This window comes from Sulfuriferula plumbiphila (assembly GCF_009938015.1).
Classification (GTDB): Bacteria; Pseudomonadota; Gammaproteobacteria; order Burkholderiales; family Sulfuriferulaceae; genus Sulfuriferula; species Sulfuriferula plumbiphila.
This window is the reverse complement of sequence record NZ_AP021884.1, coordinates 558,396-575,105: the sequence shown is the minus strand read 5'-3', so window position 1 is coordinate 575,105 and position 16,710 is coordinate 558,396. Positions and strand designations below refer to the sequence as shown.

General features: G+C 60.8%; 16 protein-coding genes. 10 read left to right on the top strand and 6 right to left on the bottom strand.

Annotated features, from left to right (window positions below):
• Positions 1 to 32: 32 nt before the first annotated feature.
• From GZH91_RS03000 to GZH91_RS02985, 4 genes are read right to left on the bottom strand one after another with little or no spacing between them, the layout of a single operon-like run.
• Positions 33 to 2,165, bottom strand: a complete 2,133-nt coding sequence (locus GZH91_RS03000) for a RelA/SpoT family protein (protein WP_147070639.1) — start codon at positions 2,163 to 2,165, stop codon at positions 33 to 35.
• A 13-nt stretch (positions 2,166 to 2,178) separates the two neighbouring features.
• Positions 2,179 to 2,385: a DNA-directed RNA polymerase subunit omega gene (gene rpoZ, locus GZH91_RS02995; protein WP_147070637.1), complete on the bottom strand. Its 207-nt coding sequence runs from the start codon at positions 2,383 to 2,385 to the stop codon at positions 2,179 to 2,181.
• A 10-nt stretch (positions 2,386 to 2,395) separates the two neighbouring features.
• Positions 2,396 to 3,010 (bottom strand): guanylate kinase, encoded by a 615-nt coding sequence (gene gmk / locus GZH91_RS02990; RefSeq protein ID WP_174861817.1) that lies wholly within the window; start codon positions 3,008 to 3,010, stop codon positions 2,396 to 2,398.
• 9 nt (positions 3,011 to 3,019) lie between these two features.
• Positions 3,020 to 3,871 carry a YicC/YloC family endoribonuclease gene (locus tag GZH91_RS02985; RefSeq protein WP_232522210.1) on the bottom strand — a complete coding sequence of 284 codons (852 nt, stop codon included), beginning with the start codon at positions 3,869 to 3,871 and terminating at the stop codon, positions 3,020 to 3,022.
• Between the two features lie 135 nt (positions 3,872 to 4,006).
• On the opposite strand from GZH91_RS02985, the gene GZH91_RS02980 reads away from it, so the two are divergent.
• The 4 genes from GZH91_RS02980 to rdgB are packed head-to-tail and all read left to right on the top strand — an operon-like array spanning position 4,007 to position 7,265.
• On the top strand, positions 4,007 to 4,948 hold the full coding sequence (locus GZH91_RS02980; protein ID WP_147070632.1) for a serine/threonine protein kinase: 942 nt from the start codon (positions 4,007 to 4,009) through the stop codon (positions 4,946 to 4,948).
• A gap of 27 nt (positions 4,949 to 4,975) precedes the next feature.
• Positions 4,976 to 5,878: a PP2C family protein-serine/threonine phosphatase gene (locus GZH91_RS02975; RefSeq protein WP_147070630.1), complete on the top strand. Its 903-nt coding sequence runs from the start codon at positions 4,976 to 4,978 to the stop codon at positions 5,876 to 5,878.
• A 6-nt stretch (positions 5,879 to 5,884) separates the two neighbouring features.
• Entirely contained in the window at positions 5,885 to 6,610 is a 726-nt protein-coding gene (gene rph / locus GZH91_RS02970; protein ID WP_147070627.1) for a ribonuclease PH, read from the top strand.
• Positions 6,611 to 6,665: 55 nt separating this feature from the next.
• Entirely contained in the window at positions 6,666 to 7,265 is a 600-nt protein-coding gene (gene rdgB / locus GZH91_RS02965; protein ID WP_174861816.1) for an RdgB/HAM1 family non-canonical purine NTP pyrophosphatase, read from the top strand.
• A gap of 11 nt (positions 7,266 to 7,276) precedes the next feature.
• On the opposite strand, the gene GZH91_RS02960 is transcribed toward rdgB, so the two are convergent.
• Positions 7,277 to 8,500, bottom strand: a complete 1,224-nt coding sequence (locus tag GZH91_RS02960) for an HD-GYP domain-containing protein (RefSeq protein WP_147070623.1) — start codon at positions 8,498 to 8,500, stop codon at positions 7,277 to 7,279.
• 91 nt (positions 8,501 to 8,591) lie between these two features.
• Positions 8,592 to 9,326, bottom strand: coding sequence for a Crp/Fnr family transcriptional regulator (locus tag GZH91_RS02955; RefSeq protein ID WP_147070621.1), 735 nt, complete (start codon positions 9,324 to 9,326; stop codon positions 8,592 to 8,594).
• A gap of 228 nt (positions 9,327 to 9,554) precedes the next feature.
• On the opposite strand from GZH91_RS02955, the gene hemW reads away from it, so the two are divergent.
• From hemW to GZH91_RS02925, 6 genes are read left to right on the top strand one after another with little or no spacing between them, the layout of a single operon-like run.
• On the top strand, positions 9,555 to 10,721 hold the full coding sequence (gene hemW, locus GZH91_RS02950) for a radical SAM family heme chaperone HemW (RefSeq protein WP_198415451.1): 1,167 nt from the start codon (positions 9,555 to 9,557) through the stop codon (positions 10,719 to 10,721).
• A complete protein-coding gene (locus GZH91_RS02945; protein WP_147070619.1) occupies positions 10,718 to 11,350 on the top strand; it encodes a DUF2238 domain-containing protein in 633 nt (210 codons plus the stop codon). The genes hemW and GZH91_RS02945 overlap by 4 nt, the downstream gene beginning before the upstream one ends.
• Before the next feature lie 7 nt (positions 11,351 to 11,357).
• On the top strand, positions 11,358 to 11,969 hold the full coding sequence (locus GZH91_RS02940; protein ID WP_147070617.1) for a TetR/AcrR family transcriptional regulator: 612 nt from the start codon (positions 11,358 to 11,360) through the stop codon (positions 11,967 to 11,969).
• 4 nt (positions 11,970 to 11,973) lie between these two features.
• Positions 11,974 to 12,441: a methyltransferase family protein gene (locus tag GZH91_RS02935; RefSeq protein ID WP_147070615.1), complete on the top strand. Its 468-nt coding sequence runs from the start codon at positions 11,974 to 11,976 to the stop codon at positions 12,439 to 12,441.
• A 10-nt stretch (positions 12,442 to 12,451) separates the two neighbouring features.
• Positions 12,452 to 13,549: an efflux RND transporter periplasmic adaptor subunit gene (locus GZH91_RS02930; RefSeq protein WP_147070614.1), complete on the top strand. Its 1,098-nt coding sequence runs from the start codon at positions 12,452 to 12,454 to the stop codon at positions 13,547 to 13,549.
• Positions 13,546 to 16,650 (top strand): efflux RND transporter permease subunit, encoded by a 3,105-nt coding sequence (locus tag GZH91_RS02925; RefSeq protein ID WP_147070612.1) that lies wholly within the window; start codon positions 13,546 to 13,548, stop codon positions 16,648 to 16,650. Before GZH91_RS02930 ends, GZH91_RS02925 begins: the two co-directional genes overlap by 4 nt.
• The last annotated feature ends 60 nt before the right edge of the window (positions 16,651 to 16,710 follow it).

Genomic DNA, 16,710 nt, shown 5'->3' with positions numbered 1-16,710 from the left:
ATTTGAATTTCAGTGGCTGGCCGCCCGCACAACTACTGCGTCTGCACGCGCCCATCCTTGCGGTTTTTCACACGCATGATGCGCACCACCTCGGGCAGAACCCGCAAGCTGCGCATGATGCGAGCCAGGTGCATGCGCTGTTCTACCTGCAAAGTGAAATAGATGGTGGTGTACTGGCTGCCGTCTTCTTCCTCCATCGCCACATTGTCGATATTGGAGCCTTCCTCGGCAATAACTGCCGCCAATTTGGCAAGCACCCCACGCTGGTTGAGCACGATGAGCTTGATGTTGACGTCGAACATTTTAGTCAGCCCCGGCTCCCACTCCACGTCCAGCCATTTGTCCGGATCGTCGCGATAGTGCTTGATGGAGGGACAATCGTGGGTATGAATAACCAGGCCCTGGTCGGATTTGATGAAACCGATAATGGGGTCGCCCGGTATCGGATGGCAACATTTGGCCAGCTGTACCGCTACCCCTTCGGAGCCGCGGATGGCGATGGCCCCATGGGGACGCTGCACCGGCTGGCCGGTTTCCTGCGCCAGCAACTGGCGTGCCACCACCACGTTGAGGCGCTTGCCCAGACCGATATCGGTGAGGACTTCCACGCGCTCCTTGCCGGTTTCCTTGTGCAGGCGCTCCCAGCAGCTGGCCTGGATTTTACCCGGGTCGGCGCCCAGCGCGCGCAGCGCCTGATCAAGCAGACGCTCGCCGAGCTGGGCGGATTCTTCGGCGTGCATGGTGCGCAGATAGTGGCGGATATGGGCACGCGCTTTGCCGGATACAACAAAATTGACCCACGCCGGGTTGGGCCAGGCATTGGGTGAAGTCAACACCTCCACCTGGTCGCCGTTGCGCAACTGGATACGCATCGGCATCAGTTCGCCATTCACCTTGACCGCCGCGCAATGATTACCGACATCGGTGTGCACGGCGTAGGCAAAATCCACCGCTGTGGCGCCGCGCGGCAGCGAGAGTATCTTGCCCTTGGGCGTGAATACGTACACCTCATCCGGGAACAGGTCCACCTTGATGTGCTCCAGAAATTCCGCCGAGTCGCCGCCGCCTTCCTGGATTTCCAGCAGCGACTGCAGCCACTGGTGGGTTTTTTGCTGCGCGTCGTTGATGCTGGTGTCACTGCTCTTGTAGAGCCAGTGCGAGGCCACACCCGCCTCCGCCAGCTTGTGCATGTCCTGGGTACGAATCTGGATCTCGATAGGCGTGCCGAACGGGCCGAACAGCGTGGTGTGCAGCGACTGGTAGCCGTTGGCCTTGGGGATCGCAATATAGTCCTTGAATTTGCCGGGAATGGGCTTGTACAGCCCATGCATACAGCCCAGCGCCAGATAGCAGGCGGGAATGTCGTCCACCAGCACGCGGAAGCCGTAGATGTCGAACACCTCGGAAAACGCCAGGGATTTTTCCTGCATTTTCTTGTAAATGCTATACAGATGCTTCTCGCGCCCGCTGACCAAGGCATGGATATTGGCGCTGGCGAGCTTGCCCTGGATCGCCTCGCGCACTTTTTCCACCACTTCCTTGCGGTTGCCGCGCGCGGCCTTGACCGCCTTGGCCAGTACGCGGTAACGGTTGGGATGGAGGTTTTGAAAGCACAGATCTTCCAGTTCCTGGTAGATACTGTTGAGCCCGAGCCGGTTGGCAATCGGGGCGTAGATATCGAGCGTTTCCTGGGCGATGCGGCGCCGCTTTTCAACAGCCATCGATCCCAGCGTGCGCATGTTGTGCAGGCGGTCAGCCAGCTTGATGAGGATGACACGTACATCCCGCGCCATGGCCAGCAGCATTTTGCGGAAGTTTTCCGCCTGCGCGTGCTCCTCGGTCTGGAACTCCATTTTATCCAGCTTGGACACCCCATCCACCAGTTCCGCCACGGATTTACCGAAGCGCGCGCTGATTTCGTCCTTGGTGGTGGGGGTGTCTTCCACCACATCGTGCAGCAACGCAGCCATCAAGGCTTGCGGGTCAAGATGCCACTGCGCCAGTATCCCCGTTACCGCGACCGGATGGTGGATATACGCCTCGCCACTCTTGCGGAACTGGCCGCTGTGCGCGGCGCGGCTGTACTCGAACGCGGCAGTGACCTGGCGGATATCGTCAGGTTTGAGGTAGGCCAGCTCTGCGCCGATTTCCTCGAGTTCGGGCATGGACTGATAGTGATCAGGCGCGCCCGCGATTGAGGATTTCCCTGCCTACTTTGCCGGCAGCGATTTCCTTCAATGCCACCACGGTAGGCTTGTCGCGACCGGCTTCAACGAGCGGGGCATGGCCATTGGCAATCTGGCGCGCGCGAATGGTGGCGACCAGGGTCAATTCAAAACGGTTGGTAATGTTGTTGATGCAATCGTCAACGGTAATACGCGCCATGGTGAAATCCTCAAGGGTTGAATTGGTGAAACAGGGACGCGTATCGCGCCAGTTGCCGGCTGGTCTGCAAACGCCGGGTGCGGAACAACGCACACAGATCCGCCACTGCCTCGGCAAAATCGTCATTGATAATAACATAGTCAAACTCGCTGACATGGCTGATGTCCTCGCGCGCAGCGGCCATGCGCCGCGCGATTATCTCGGTGCTGTCCTGGCCGCGCCCGGTCAGGCGCTGCTGCAAGGCCTGCAGCGAAGGCGGCATGATAAACACGCCTATCGCCTCGGCAAACAGGCGCCGCACCTGGGCTGCGCCCTGCCAGTCTATCTCCAGCAGAATATCGTCACCCGCCGCCATCGCTTCGCGTATCCAGCGCTCCGACGTGCCGTAATAATTGCCGTACACTTCGGCGCTCTCGAGAAACTCACCGGCCTCGAGCAGGGCGATGAATTTTTCCTTGCTGACAAAATGATAGTCGCGGCCATCCACCTCGCCGGGACGCGCCGCGCGCGTGGTGTATGAGATGGACAGGCGCACCCGCTCATCGCGCGCCAGCAGTTCGCGCACCAGACTGGTTTTGCCCGCCCCGGAGGGCGCAGCGACTATAAACAGACTCCCTGGGATCATTTCTGCTCCTTATTCCAGATTTTGTACCTGCTCGCGCATCTGCTCGATCAGCACCTTGAGTTCCATTGCCACCTGGGTGGTCTCCACGCTCACCGACTTGGAACCCAGGGTATTGGCCTCGCGGTTCAGCTCCTGCATGAGGAAATCCAGGCGTTTGCCGGCCGCACCGTCCGTGTCGAGAATACGCCGCACCTCTCGAATGTGCACACCGAGGCGCGACAGCTCCTCGTCCACATCTATTTTCTGCGCGAACAGCGCGATTTCCTGACGGATACGTTCATCATCTGCGCTGCCCAGCACTTCGGTAAAGCGCTGCGCCAGCTTGTCCTGATAAACGCGCACCAGTTCCGGCAGGCGCGGTGCAACGCGGCCGATGTGCGCCTCCATCTGCGCTGCACGCTCCAGCAGGTGCGCACGCAGCCTGGCACCTTCGCGCTGCCGGCTGGCAACAAATTCATCCAGCACCGTGTCGAGTAGCTGCAGGCAGGGCCGGGTCAGATCCTGGTTGGCCAGCGGGTCATCCAGCATACCCGGCCAGCGCAGCACCTCGGCCACACTCATTTGCAGCGCGCCAGGCAGGTGCCGGGTCACCACCTCACCCAATCCGCTCAGGCGTTCCAGCAAGGCCAGATTGAGCTGCAATTCGCGCTCTGCGCCAGCGCTGCTGTCCAGCAGCACACGGCATTCCAGCTTGCCGCGCTGGACGTGCTGGGCGATACGTTCGCGCAGATGCGGCTCGATGGTCCGGAATTCATCGCCGCAGCGGAAATGGATTTCCAGATAGCGCGAGTTTACCGAGCGCAGATCCAGGCTCAGATGCAGTCCGGCGTGGTGCACAGACGCCGCCGCGTAACCGGTCATGCTAGATATCATTTAGGGTACCCACTAAACTTTCTTTACTTTGTTGCCGTTAATCGCACACAATTCGATTCAAAACGTCGGCGGGATGCGCCATTAAAACCAACACGACAAACCCGCATGGTACATCGCTGATTCATGGCTGCTCAACCCAACTACGCTCTGCCCAATGGCTATCTGCTCATGGACTACCGCATCGTGCGCAAAATCGGCGGCGGCGGTTTCAGTCTGGTTTACCTGGCCTACGACAGCGCCGACCAGCCCGTGGCAATCAAGGAATACCTGCCCGGCAGTCTGGTCAAACGCGGTGAAAACGATCTGGTCGAACCCATCACCCAGGAAAACGCCAACGCCTTCCGCTACGGCATGAAATGCTTCTTTGAGGAAGGCCGCTCGCTGGCGCGCATTCTCCACCCTAACGTAGTACGGGTGCAGAATTTTTTCCGCGCCAACGACACCGTGTACATGGTAATGCGCTACGAGCGCGGCAAGACCCTGCAGGATCACATCCGCGCGCACCGCGGCGAAGTGCGCGAAGGCTTCATTCGGCGCGTGTTTGCTGAACTGCTCAACGGCCTGCGCGAGGTGCATACACAAAAGCTGCTGCACCTCGACATCAAGCCCTCCAATATTTACATACGCATGGATGGCTCGCCGGTGCTGATTGATTTCGGCGCCGCGCGTCAGACCCTCACCCTCGACCAGCCCCTCCTTGCACCGATGTATACGCCAGGCTTTGCAGCACCGGAACAGTACACCGACCAGACCATGCTGGGGCCGTGGACTGACATCTACAGCGTGGGCGCCAGCCTGTATGCGTGCCTGGCCGGATTTGCCCCCCAGGCAGCCGACGCACGCCTGGTCAGCGACAGACTTGCCTCAGCGCGCTCGACCTGGACAGGCGAATACTCTGAGCGTCTGCTGGAAATTATAGATGGCTGCCTGCGGCTGGACTACATGGCACGTCCGCAGAGCGTTTTCACCCTGCAAAAAGCGCTGATGGAACCCCCCCCGCCGCTCAGCAAAAAGCGCAAAATAATGGCCAGCCTGCGCAAGACATTCAACCGCGAAATTTTCTGATTCAGGTGTAAGGGACAAGATACCAAAATGCACTTTTCCATCTATCAGGCAAGCCGTCAGGGTGGCCGTAACTATAATCAGGATCGAGTTGCCTATTCCTACAGCCGCGATGCCCTGCTGATGGTGGTCGCCGACGGTATGGGCGGCCATTCGCACGGCGAGCTGGCCGCACAGATTACCGTTCAGACCCTGGCAGAAACCTTCCAGCGCAATGCCCGGCCCAAGCTCAATGAGCCCGCTGCATTCCTGCATGGCGCACTGGAGCGCGCGCACCAGGCCATCAACGACCACTCGCGCACGCATAATCTGGCCGAAATACCGCATACCACTTGCGTGGCCTGCGTGTTGCAGGATGATACCGCGTGGTGGGCGCATGCGGGCGATTCGCGGCTCTACCTGTACGGCGACAGCGGCCTGGTGACGCGCACCCGCGATCACTCCACCGTGCAACAGTTATGCGATGACGGTTTCATCACCCAGGAAGAGATGAAAACCCATCCCGACCGCAACAAAATCTACAACTGCCTGGGCGGCCACATGCCTCCCGAGGTGGAAGTCTCGCGTCCCATACCGCTATCCGAGCACGACACCATCCTGCTCTGCACCGATGGCCTGTGGGGTGCGCTCACCGAAGAACAGATTGCCGCCACGCTGCGCGCTTTCCCGCTGGCACGTGCGGTCGAATTTTTGATGGATCACGCGGAGCTGCGCGCTGGCCATGCCGGTGACAACCTGTCAGCGATTGCCATGACCTGGGGTGCGCTGGGCGAACCCGGCAGCCAGTCGGTGTCCACCTTGTCCATGCCGGTTAATACCTTCACCACCAGAATGGACGAGTTCCCCGCAGCGCCGCCGGATCTGGCCGAAGACGAAGTCGAGCGCGCCATCGCCGAAATCCAGAATGCCATCAAAAAATACTCAGGAAAGTAAGCACTCATGAGCACCCCCCGTCCCAGCCAGCGTCAGCCTGACCAGTTACGTGACATCCGGTTCACCCGCAACTACACCAAACACGCCGAAGGCGCAGTGCTGGTCGAATGCGGCGACACCAAGGTGATCTGCACCGCCAGCGTAGTTGAAAAAGTCCCTGCCTTTCTCAAAGGCAAAAACCAGGGCTGGCTCACCGCCGAATACGGCATGCTGCCGCGTTCCACCGGCAGCCGCATGGACCGCGAAGCCGCGCGCGGCAAACAGTCCGGCCGCACCCAGGAAATCCAGCGCCTGATCGGGCGCAGCCTGCGCGCCGCGGTAGATCTGGACAAACTCGGCGAACGCACCCTGCACATAGATTGTGACGTCATCCAGGCTGACGGCGGCACGCGTACCGCCTCCATCACCGGCGCCTTCGTTGCCGTGCACGACGCCATTGGCACCCTGCTGGCGCGCAGCCTGCTCACCGAATCGCCGATCCGCGATTTTGTGGCGGCCATTTCGGTTGGCATTTATCAGGGCGTACCCGTGCTCGACCTCGATTACCTGGAAGACTCCGGCTGCGACACCGACATGAACGTGGTGATGACCGGGCGCGGCGGGCTGATTGAAGTACAGGGTACCGCCGAGGGTGCAGCCTATTCGCGCGCTGAATTAAACGCGCTGCTGGATCTGGCCGACAGCGGCATCCGTCAGCTGGTCGCGTTGCAAAAGCAGGCGCTGGGAATGTAGCGTCACCCGCCATCCGCGCGCCGGAATGGCAGCGTATCTGTTCTGAATGGATAACATGCAAAAACTCGTCATCGCCAGCAACAACCCCGGCAAACTGCGCGAAATCAGCCGCATTCTCGCCCCGCTGGGATTCGAGGCCGTGCCGCAATCCGCCTGTAACGTGCCCGAGGCTGAAGAGCCCTTTGTCACCTTTGTCGAGAACTGTATCGCCAAGGCACGCCACGCCGCGTACCTCACCGGCCTGCCGGCGCTGGCTGACGACTCCGGCATCTGCGTGGATGCCCTCGGCGGCGCGCCCGGCGTGTATTCCGCCCGCTACGCCGGCGAGCCCAAATCCGACCGGCGCAATAATGAAAAACTGGTTGCCGCGCTTGCCGGACAAAGCAACCGGCGCGCTCACTATTACTGCGTCATCGTCTACCTGCGCCACGCCGACGATCCGCAGCCCCTGATTGCCGAAGGCAGCTGGCACGGTGAAATCATCGACACCCCGCGCGGCGATGGCGGTTTCGGCTATGATCCCTATTTTTTAGTGCCTGAATTGGGCAAGACCGGTGCCGAACTGGCACCGGATGAAAAAAATGCGATCAGCCACCGCGGGAAGGCGCTGCTCCAGCTGGTGGACAAACTGCGCCCTGGCCAGGGACATACATGATCAGCCAGCGCTCACATGTTTAAATCGGTAAACGCATTCAGATCGAATCCCCACTGCTGCGAGTCTTCCAGATTGGTGATGGCGTCCGGCGCTTTCGACAAATCGACCAGTTCCGGCCTGATATGTGAATTCGAACGGGTGGAGAAAAACACCTTGACCACAGGCATGAGCAAGTTCTTTTCGGTCTGCTCCATCACCACACCCAGACGCCCGGATTTAAGCTTCACCAGGGTGCCTGCGGGATAGATGCCTACTGTTTTGACGAACGCGCGGAAAACAGCCTCGTCAAAGCGGCCATCTTTCCATCCGGTCATTTTGCGGATGGCTTCTCCCGGTTCCCACCCCGTCTTGTAGCAGCGATTCGAAGTGATGGCGTCATACACATCGCACACTGCACCCATACGCGCATACAGGGTCAGCGCCTCACCGGAAAGCCGATCGGGATAGCCTGTGCCGGCCACGTTCTCGTGATGATGCAAACACACGTCCAGCGCCATATCGTTCACACCGGGACAGTTCTTGAGCAGTTCCCAGCCCTTTTGCGGGTGCGCCTTGACGACAACGAACTCCTCGTCCGTGAGGCGTCCCGGCTTGTTCAATACGTCGCCAGGAATGAACATCTTGCCCACGTCATGCAACAGGCCGGCCATCCCGGCTTCATTCAGAACTGCGCCTTCCAGGCCAAGCTGGCGGCCCAGGGCAATCATCAAGGCGCACACCGCGACCGAATGCAAATAGGTGTAATTGTCGGCATTTTTCAGGCGCGCGAGGCTGATCAACGCATCTGAATTACGTGCAATCGACTGGTTGATCTCCCCTACCAGCGTAGCCACCTGCTCCACCTTGATGGCATTTCCCATGCGCGCTTCGCCGAACATGGAGGCCACCACCCGCGCGGCTTTGGCGTGTATTTTTCTGGCGCGCACCAGTTCATCTTGCAAACTCGCACGCGCTGGCGCTTGTTCTTTTGCGCATTCAGCCGCCAGATGAAATGTGTTTTCTGCGCGTGGGTTTTCTGCTGCGGCGCAGCGTGCTCCTGCCGGCGCTTCAACATCCAGTCCCTTGCTGGTGTCGATCCACACCTCTTCCACGCCACAATGTACGAGCGTATTGAAATCCGTTTCATCGGAGAGCGTAAACGATCTCTTCCAGAACGGATGATCCATCCAGCTACCGCAGATTTCGTGAATACACATCCCCAGGCGCACATCCTGGATATTGATTTTTTTCAGCATAAACGGTTATCGGCCAAGTTCCGTCCGACTTGAAAGCGCCCAGGTTTAAATACGCAGTCTGGCGCCGCTCCCAACCAATGACCTGAACAGGCTATACCGCAGCCACGTCAGTGAGCAGACGCTTGATTTCTATTTTGACCACGCTGTAACACTCGCAAACCCGGCTCTCCAGGCCTGCCCGATCAAGCACCTCGATATGGCCACGGCTATAGCGAATCAAGCCATCCCGCTGCAGCTTGCCGGCCGCCTCGGTAACACCTTCGCGCCGCACGCCGAGCATGCTGGCAATCAATTCCTGGGTGATGGTCAACTCATTTGAAGGCAAGCGATCGAGGGTCAACAATAGCCAGCGACAAAGCTGCTGGTCCACCGAATGGTGCCGGTTACACACTGCGGTCTGCGACGTTTGTGTCATCAGCGCCTGGGTGTAGCGCAGCAACAGGTGCTGCAATACCCCGGCGCGGCGCCCCCCGATACGATTGAATTCCTCCAGCAGCAACTTCGCCTTGAGCCGATAGCCATAGCCGGCAGTGTGCACAATCGCCCGGCTGGGCGTGGTGTCGCCCCCCATGAATAGCGAAATGCCAACGACGCCCTCGTTACCCACTCCGGCAATTTCGGCCGATGAGCCATTCTCCATGACGTATTGCAGGGACACGATCGCGCTGGTAGGGAAGTAGACGTATTGCAACTGCGCGCCGGACTCATACAGCACTTCGGCGAGCGGCATTGGAACCAGCCCCAGGTGGGGCAGCAAGCGCTCGAATTCGGCATCCGGCAACGCAGCGAGCAGATGGTTTTGTCGTGGGTGATGAGGCGTGGTCATCAGCGACCTCCAGATAGGCAACCAGGATAGTTTGATCCTGACCATGGGGTTGAATGTAGCGCTTAGCGCAAGGGCAGTATACCCTCTGTCCCCTATGCGCGACACCGCACAGACAGCAGTTTTGTTCCGGGTTGATTTCATGCCCCATGAGTTGATGGCGTGAGCGTCGGCAATGCCCATCTTTCAACAATCATGGCCTTCTCCCCCAGCGGCGGTACAATCCCGCGCATGATTACTCTGCCGCTTGAATCCCGCCTCATCGCGCTGCCACCGCTGGCGCTGTATATCCACATTCCGTGGTGCGTAAAAAAATGTCCGTATTGCGACTTCAATTCGCATACGGCGCGCGATGCGTTGCCGGAGGCGCGTTATATCGAGGCGCTCACGCGCGATCTGGAATCGGCGCTGCCGCTGATCTGGGGACGCGGCATCCATTCCATCTTCTTCGGCGGCGGCACGCCCAGCCTGTTTTCTGCGGCGGGGATCGACGCCATCCTCAGCATGGTGCGCACGCTGACCAAACTCGATCACTTTGCGGAAATCACGCTGGAAGCCAACCCCGGCACGGTGGAGGCGGAGAAATTCGCGGGCTTCAAGGCGGCGGGAGTGAACCGGCTATCACTGGGTATCCAGAGTTTCGACCCCGGCCACTTGCGCGCACTGGGGCGTATTCATGACGCCCAGGAAGCGCATCGCGCGGCGGAGATTGCCGCATCCACGTTCGATAATTTCAATCTCGATTTGATGTACGCACTGCCGGGGCAAACCCTGCAGCAGGCGCAGCGCGATGTGGATACGGCGCTGAACTACGCGCCGCCGCACCTGTCATGCTACCACCTCACGCTGGAGCCGAACACGCCGTTTCACGCCGCACCGCCGCCGTTGCCGGACGATGACTTGTCTGCCGACATGCAGATGATGGTGGAAGCCACCCTGGCCGCTGCGGGCTATCAGCATTACGAGACCTCTGCCTTCGCCCGGCCGCGTCGCCAGTGCCGGCACAACCTGAATTACTGGCAGTTTGGCGACTATCTCGGCATCGGCGCGGGGGCACACGGCAAACTGTCGTTCCACGACCGCATCCTCCGCCAGATGCGCCACAAGCATCCGCGCGAGTATATGGAGCACGCGCTGGCCGGCACGCCGGTACAGAGCGAGCATGGCGTCGCCCGCGCCGATCTGGCGTTTGAATTCATGATGAATGCGCTGCGCCTCACCGGCGGCTTTGACACGGCGCTGTTCACCGAGCGTACCGGGCTGCCGATTACCGCCGCGCAAACCGCGCTGGATGAGGGGGAGCGACGCGGCCTGATCGTTCGTGACCATTTGCGCATCGCGCCGACGCAGACCGGGCGGCGTTTTCTCAACGACCTGCTGGGCCTGTTCCTGCCATGAACCCCGCCGTGACGCCGCTGCAAGCCGCACTGCTGTTCGCCACGCTGGGCGTGCTGACATGGTCGGGTATTCATCCGCACGATTATTTCACCTGGCTGCTGGAAGTAGCCCCAGTGCTGATCGCGCTGCCGCTGCTGATTGCCACGCGCAAGGCTTTCCCGCTCACGCCGCTGGTGTACCTGTTGATTGCGTTGCACAGCGCCATCCTGATGGTGGGCGGACATTACACCTACGCTGAGATGCCAGCGTTCAACTGGCTGCGCGACACCTTTGATCTCGCGCGCAATCACTATGACCGCGTCGGGCATTTTGCGCAGGGCCTGGTGCCGGCGCTGCTGACACGGGAAATCCTGGCGCGGCGCACGCCGTTGCAACCCGGCAAGATGCTGTTTTTTCTGGTGGTGTGCGTGTGCCTGGCCATCAGCGCGACCTATGAGCTGATTGAATGGGGCGTGGCCGAAGCCAGCGGCAGCGATGCCGTGGCCTTTCTCGCCACCCAGGGCGATGTATGGGACACGCAAAAAGACATGGCCCTGGCGCTGCTGGGCAGCATCCTCGGGCAGCTGGGGCTCGCGCGCCTGCATGACCGCCAGCTGCGCGCCTTGACAGGTGCATACCGGTCGGTATGATGCATCCATGGAACCCGCCACCCTCATTCGCCAACCCGATGTAACGCGTGCACGCCTGCTGGAAGCGGCATTCACTGAAATCCACCGCAATGGCTACCAGGCAGCCAGCCTGGCCAACATTCTGGCAGCGGCGGGGCTCACCAAGGGCGCCCTGTATCACCACTTTACCGACAAACGGGCGCTGGGACTGGCGGTGCTGGATGAAGTCATTGGTGCGTACATCCTGCACAACTTCGTCACCCCGCTTGCCAACGCCAAGGCACCGGTGGCCGCGCTGCTACGGATACTCAACGAGATCGGGAGTTCCGCCTGTGATGCCGCGATTGCGCTGGGTTGTCCGTTCAATAACCTGATGCAGGAAATGAGCGGCGTTGAACCCGCCTTCCAGGCGCGGCTGGCACACTGGCTCGGGGTGTGGCAGACCGCATTCGTCAATGCACTGCAACGCGCACAGGATAACGGTGAAATCCGCGCCGATGTGGATTGCGATGCCGCCGCACTGTTTATCATCGCGGGCATGGAAGGCTGCATGAGCCTGGCCAAAAACCACCAGTCCGCCGCCACGCTGCGCCAGTGCGGCAGCCAGCTCATTATGTATATCAACCTGTTGAAGGTCTGACACCATGACTGATCCGATCCGGCGCCCGCGTACCCTGGCACCGCCGCCACTGGTTTATGCCGTCGGGCTGATCGCGTCCTGGTGGCTGGAGCATCACTACCCGCTGGGCTTTGGCGTCAGCCCGCTGCTGCACACGCTGGGCTGGGCCGGCGTGGGACTGGGCGGCGCACTGATGCTGTGGGCGGCGTTCACTATCTGGTGCCATCACACCACGGTGAACCCCTACAAAGGTGCATCCGAACTGGTTACCAGCGGGCCTTTTGCATTCTCGCGCAATCCGATTTATCTCGCCGACGTGGTGATCTATCTGGGCGTGATGCTGCTTATCGGCAGCCTGTGGCCGCTGGTATTCGCACCGCTGGTATGGGTCATCGTGCGCTATGGCGTGATCGCCCACGAAGAAGCCCACCTGCGCGCCAAATTCGGCGCGTCCTATAACGACTATTGCGCCCGTGTGCGGCGCTGGATTTAACGACACCGCCATGCGCGCCATTTTCATTACCCCATTGTTACTGCTCGCCCTGTCGGCATGCAGCAGACACACCCAGCCGCCCGAACCATTGCAACCAGCGCTGGTATATACCGTGACCGCAACCGGCAACGGCCAGGCCGGGGTATATTCCGGCGCGGTACACGCGCGCCGCGAAGCAGATCTCGGTTTCCGCGTCGGCGGCAAGGTCACGGCGCGGCTGGTAGACCTGGGCAGCACCGTCAAACCGGGCCAGATTCTCGGCCGGCTCGACCCGCAGGACGCGCGCTTTGCCACCACCGCGGCACGCGCGCAGCTGGCCGGGGCAGAATCGGAAGTCGCCAATGCCGCCAGCGAGCTGGCGCGTGCGCAAAAGCTGGTGGAGCAGAAATTTCTCAGCCAGGCTGCGCTGGATACGCGCATCAATGCCGACAAAACGGCACGCGCCAAGCTCGCCGCCATGCGTGCCCAGCTCAATATCAGCACCAACCAGTCGCGCTACACCGCGCTGACCGCCGATGCGGCAGGGGTGGTGACCGCCGTCAATTTCGAGGCGGGACAAGTAGTGAGCGCCGGCCAGCCGGTGCTGCGCGTAGCTTACGCGGGCGACCGGGAAGTCCGGGTGCGCGTGGGTGAGGCGCAGGCACGCCAGCTCAAAGTGGGCGCACCAGCGCCTGTGCAACTGTGGTCGGCACCTGGTAAAACCTATACCGGCGTAATCCGCGAAGTCGCCCCCGCAGCCGATGAGAACCGCACCTATCTGGTGAAAGTCACCCTCAAGGACGCCGATGACGCAGTCAAGCTGGGCATGAGTGCCAGCACCCTGTTTGCCGGTACGGCCAACAGTGCGTCCAGCATCGCCCTGCCCCCTGGCGCGTTGTTCCAGCACCGGCAACAGCCTGCGGTATGGGTGGTCAACGCCCGGCATCGGCTCAGCGCGGTTCCCGTTGAAGTAGTGCAATACCGCAGCAACGCCATCCTGGTGCGCGGCGCGCTACCCACAGGCAGCCAGGTGATTGCCGCAGGTGCACACATGCTGCTGGCCGGGCAAAAAATCCAGCCTGTACCCTATGACGGCGTCTCCCCAGTCGGCGCCGGGAGCCGCCTGTGAACCGATTCAACCTGTCGGAATGGGCACTGGCGCACCGCAATTTCGTCCTTTACCTGATGGCGCTGTTCACTATTCTGGGTGTACTCGCCTACGGCAAGCTGGGGCAATCGGAAGACCCGCCGTTCACCTTCAAGGTGATGCTGGTGCAGGCCTACTGGCCGGGCGCCACCGCCAAGGAAATGGAACAACTGGTAGCCAATCCCATCGAAAAGGCGCTGCTGGAATCACCCCACATCGACACGGTAAGAAGTTTTTCCCGCCCCGGCGTGACGCAGCTTTTTGTCACCGGCAAGGATGCGACCCCCGCGCGCGCTATCCCGGACATGTTCTACCAGGTGCGCAAGCGGGTCGGCGACATCCAACGCACGCTGCCGCAAGGCGTGGTCGGCCCTTTTTTTAATGATGAATTTGGCGAAACCTACGGCAATGTGTTTGCGCTGACCGGGGATGGTTTCAGCCTGGCACAGCTGCGCGATACGGCTGACAAGCTGCGCAAGGAGCTGCTGCGTGTGCCGGGGGTGGCCAAGGTGGACGTGATCGGCGTGCAGGACGAAAAAATTTACGTCGAGCTATCCAACCAGAAACTCGCCAATCTGGGGTTTAGCGCCAACGAGATCGTCACTGCGCTGCAGGCCTGGAACGCGATGAGCGCAGCGGGCAGCTTCGAGACCGCAACCGACCGCATCTATCTGCGCCCGGGCGGGCGTTTCCGGACCGTCGAACAAATCCGCGACCTGCCCATCCGCGTGGACAAGCGTACCGTGCTGCTGAAAGACATCGCCGAGGTCAAGCGCGGCTATGCCGATCCGGCACAGCCCGAAATGCGCTTTGAAGGCACCCCGGCAATCGGCATCGGCGTATCCATGCAGGCGGGCGGCGACATCATCGCGCTGGGCGAGCATCTCGATGCCGACATCGGCCGCATCGAGATGCAGCTCCCGGCGGGACTGGTGCTGCACCGGGTGAACGACCAGCCGCGTGCAGTGCGCGCTGCGATCAGCGTGTTCCAGCGCTCCGTGGCGGAGGCCGTCATTATCGTGCTGGCGGTGAGTTTTTTCAGCCTCGGACTGCGCGCCGGCACCGTGGTGGCATTGTCCATCCCGCTGGTGCTGGCAGCGACCTTTTTCTTCATGAACATATTCGACGTCGGCCTGCACAAAATATCGCTCGGCGCACTCATCCTGGCGCTTGGCCTGCTGGTGGACGACGCCATCATCGCGGTGGAGATGATGTCGGTGAAAATGGAGCAGGGCTTCGACCGCATCCAGGCCGCCAGCGCCACTTACGCCACCACGGCGTTTCCCATGCTCACCGGCACGCTGGTTACCGCGGCCGGTTTTTTGCCGATCGCCACGGCGCAATCCACCGTGGGCGAATATACGCGTTCGCTGTTCGAGGTGGTGACCATTGCATTGCTGCTGTCGTGGCTGGCTGCGATAGTGGTGATCCCCTATCTGGGCTACAAACTGCTCTTGCCCAACCCGCACCGGGGTGAAGCAAAGCCCGGCCATTTTGCCGGCTTGCGGCGCAGGATGCAGGCTGTCAGCGCACGCCAGCATGCGTTGGGCGAGATGTTCTACAAACACTTTCGCGGCGTGGTGACGTGGTGCGTAACCCGGCGCAAGACCGTGATCCTGATCACGCTGCTGGTTTTCATCGGCGCCGTGTTCAGCTTCCAGTTTGTGCAGAAGCAGTTCTTCCCTGACGCCACCCGGCTGGAGCTGCTGGTCGATCTGAAACTGCCGGAAGGCAGCTCTCTGGCCGCCACCCAGCGCCAGGCAGTCAGGCTGGAGCGCTGGCTCAACCAGCACAACACCGGAGTGGATAATTATGTGGCTTATGTCGGCAGCGGCTCGCCACGCTTCTATCTGCCGCTGGACCAGCAGCTCCCGGCAGCTAACTTTGCCCAGTTTGTGATCACCACCAAAAACATCGAAGCCCGCGAGCGCTTGCGCAGCCAGCTCATCGCCTTGCTCGACAGCGCCGAATTCGCAGCCCTGCGCGGGCGCGTGCTGCGTCTGGAAAACGGCCCGCCGGTAGGCTTCCCGGTGCAGTTCCGCATCTCCGGCGATAATTTCGATACCTTGCGCAGCATCGCCGGGCGCATGGCCGCCAGCATGCGCGCCAATCCCAATCTGCGCAACGTGCAGATGGACTGGGGGGAGCGCTCCAAGGCGATCTTCCTTGACGTGGACCCGGCCCGCGCACAGGCGCTGGGAGTAACCCAGCAGGGGTTGTCGCAGGTTTTGCAAACCGCCATCCAGGGTGCCGATATCACGACCTACCGCGAGCGCGACCAGCTCATCGAAGTGGTATTGCGCGGCGCTCCGCTGGAGCGCGAACACATCGGCTTGCTCGCCAGCCTCAACGTGCCCACGGCCAGCGGGCGCACGGTGCCGCTATCGCAGATTGCCACGCTGCGCTATGGACTGGAGGACAGTCTGATCTGGAAGCGCAACCGCGTACCCACCATCACGGTAATGGGCGATATTTACAGCCATATCCAGGCGCCGACAGTGTCCGCCCAGCTTGAACCACTGATGGATAAAATTCGCGCCACGCTGCCGCTCGGATATCGACTTGAAACGGGCGGGGCAACAGAAGAAAGCGCCAAAGCCAATGCCTCCATCAATGCCGGGTTACCGATTTTTCTGGTGGCGGTTCTGACCCTGCTGATGCTGCAATTGCAGAGCTTCCAGCGTGTGATAATGGTAGTGCTGACAGCACCGCTCGGGCTGATCGGCGTGGCGCTGGCGCTGCTGCTGTCCAATCGTCCGTTCGGCTTTGTCGCCATGCTGGGCACGCTCGCACTCACCGGCATGATCATGCGCAATTCGGTTATCCTGATCGACCAGATTGAACGCAACATCCGCGCAGGCCAGACGCCGTGGGACGCCATTATTGAAGCTGCGGTACGCCGTTTTCGCCCGATCATGCTCACCGCCATGGCGGCCATCCTGGCGATGATTCCGTTGTCGGACGACGTGTTTTTCGGGCCCATGGCAACCGCCATCATGGGAGGCCTGTTCATCGCCACGGTGTTGACCCTGCTGTTTCTGCCGGCGCTTTACGCAGCCTGGTTTCGCGTTAAGCGCCCTTGAACAGGTCAACATCCTGAAGACACTATTCGGCCACGGAAAACACAGAGTGCGAAGAGTAAA

Excerpts from the sequence above, each read along its gene's own strand:
- GZH91_RS03000 (WP_147070639.1), bottom strand. The coding sequence starts at position 2,165 with ATGCCCGAACTCGAGGAAATCGGCGCAGAGCTGGCCTACCTCAAACCT.
- rpoZ (WP_147070637.1), bottom strand. The coding sequence starts at position 2,385 with ATGGCGCGTATTACCGTTGACGATTGCATCAACAACATTACCAACCGT.
- gmk (WP_174861817.1), bottom strand. The coding sequence starts at position 3,010 with ATGATCCCAGGGAGTCTGTTTATAGTCGCTGCGCCCTCCGGGGCGGGC.
- GZH91_RS02985 (WP_232522210.1), bottom strand. The coding sequence starts at position 3,871 with ATGACCGGTTACGCGGCGGCGTCTGTGCACCACGCCGGACTGCATCTG.
- GZH91_RS02980 (WP_147070632.1), top strand. The coding sequence starts at position 4,007 with ATGGCTGCTCAACCCAACTACGCTCTGCCCAATGGCTATCTGCTCATG.
- GZH91_RS02975 (WP_147070630.1), top strand. The coding sequence starts at position 4,976 with ATGCACTTTTCCATCTATCAGGCAAGCCGTCAGGGTGGCCGTAACTAT.
- rph (WP_147070627.1), top strand. The coding sequence starts at position 5,885 with ATGAGCACCCCCCGTCCCAGCCAGCGTCAGCCTGACCAGTTACGTGAC.
- rdgB (WP_174861816.1), top strand. The coding sequence starts at position 6,666 with ATGCAAAAACTCGTCATCGCCAGCAACAACCCCGGCAAACTGCGCGAA.
- GZH91_RS02960 (WP_147070623.1), bottom strand. The coding sequence starts at position 8,500 with ATGCTGAAAAAAATCAATATCCAGGATGTGCGCCTGGGGATGTGTATT.
- GZH91_RS02955 (WP_147070621.1), bottom strand. The coding sequence starts at position 9,326 with ATGACCACGCCTCATCACCCACGACAAAACCATCTGCTCGCTGCGTTG.
- hemW (WP_198415451.1), top strand. The coding sequence starts at position 9,555 with ATGATTACTCTGCCGCTTGAATCCCGCCTCATCGCGCTGCCACCGCTG.
- GZH91_RS02945 (WP_147070619.1), top strand. The coding sequence starts at position 10,718 with ATGAACCCCGCCGTGACGCCGCTGCAAGCCGCACTGCTGTTCGCCACG.
- GZH91_RS02940 (WP_147070617.1), top strand. The coding sequence starts at position 11,358 with ATGGAACCCGCCACCCTCATTCGCCAACCCGATGTAACGCGTGCACGC.
- GZH91_RS02935 (WP_147070615.1), top strand. The coding sequence starts at position 11,974 with ATGACTGATCCGATCCGGCGCCCGCGTACCCTGGCACCGCCGCCACTG.
- GZH91_RS02930 (WP_147070614.1), top strand. The coding sequence starts at position 12,452 with ATGCGCGCCATTTTCATTACCCCATTGTTACTGCTCGCCCTGTCGGCA.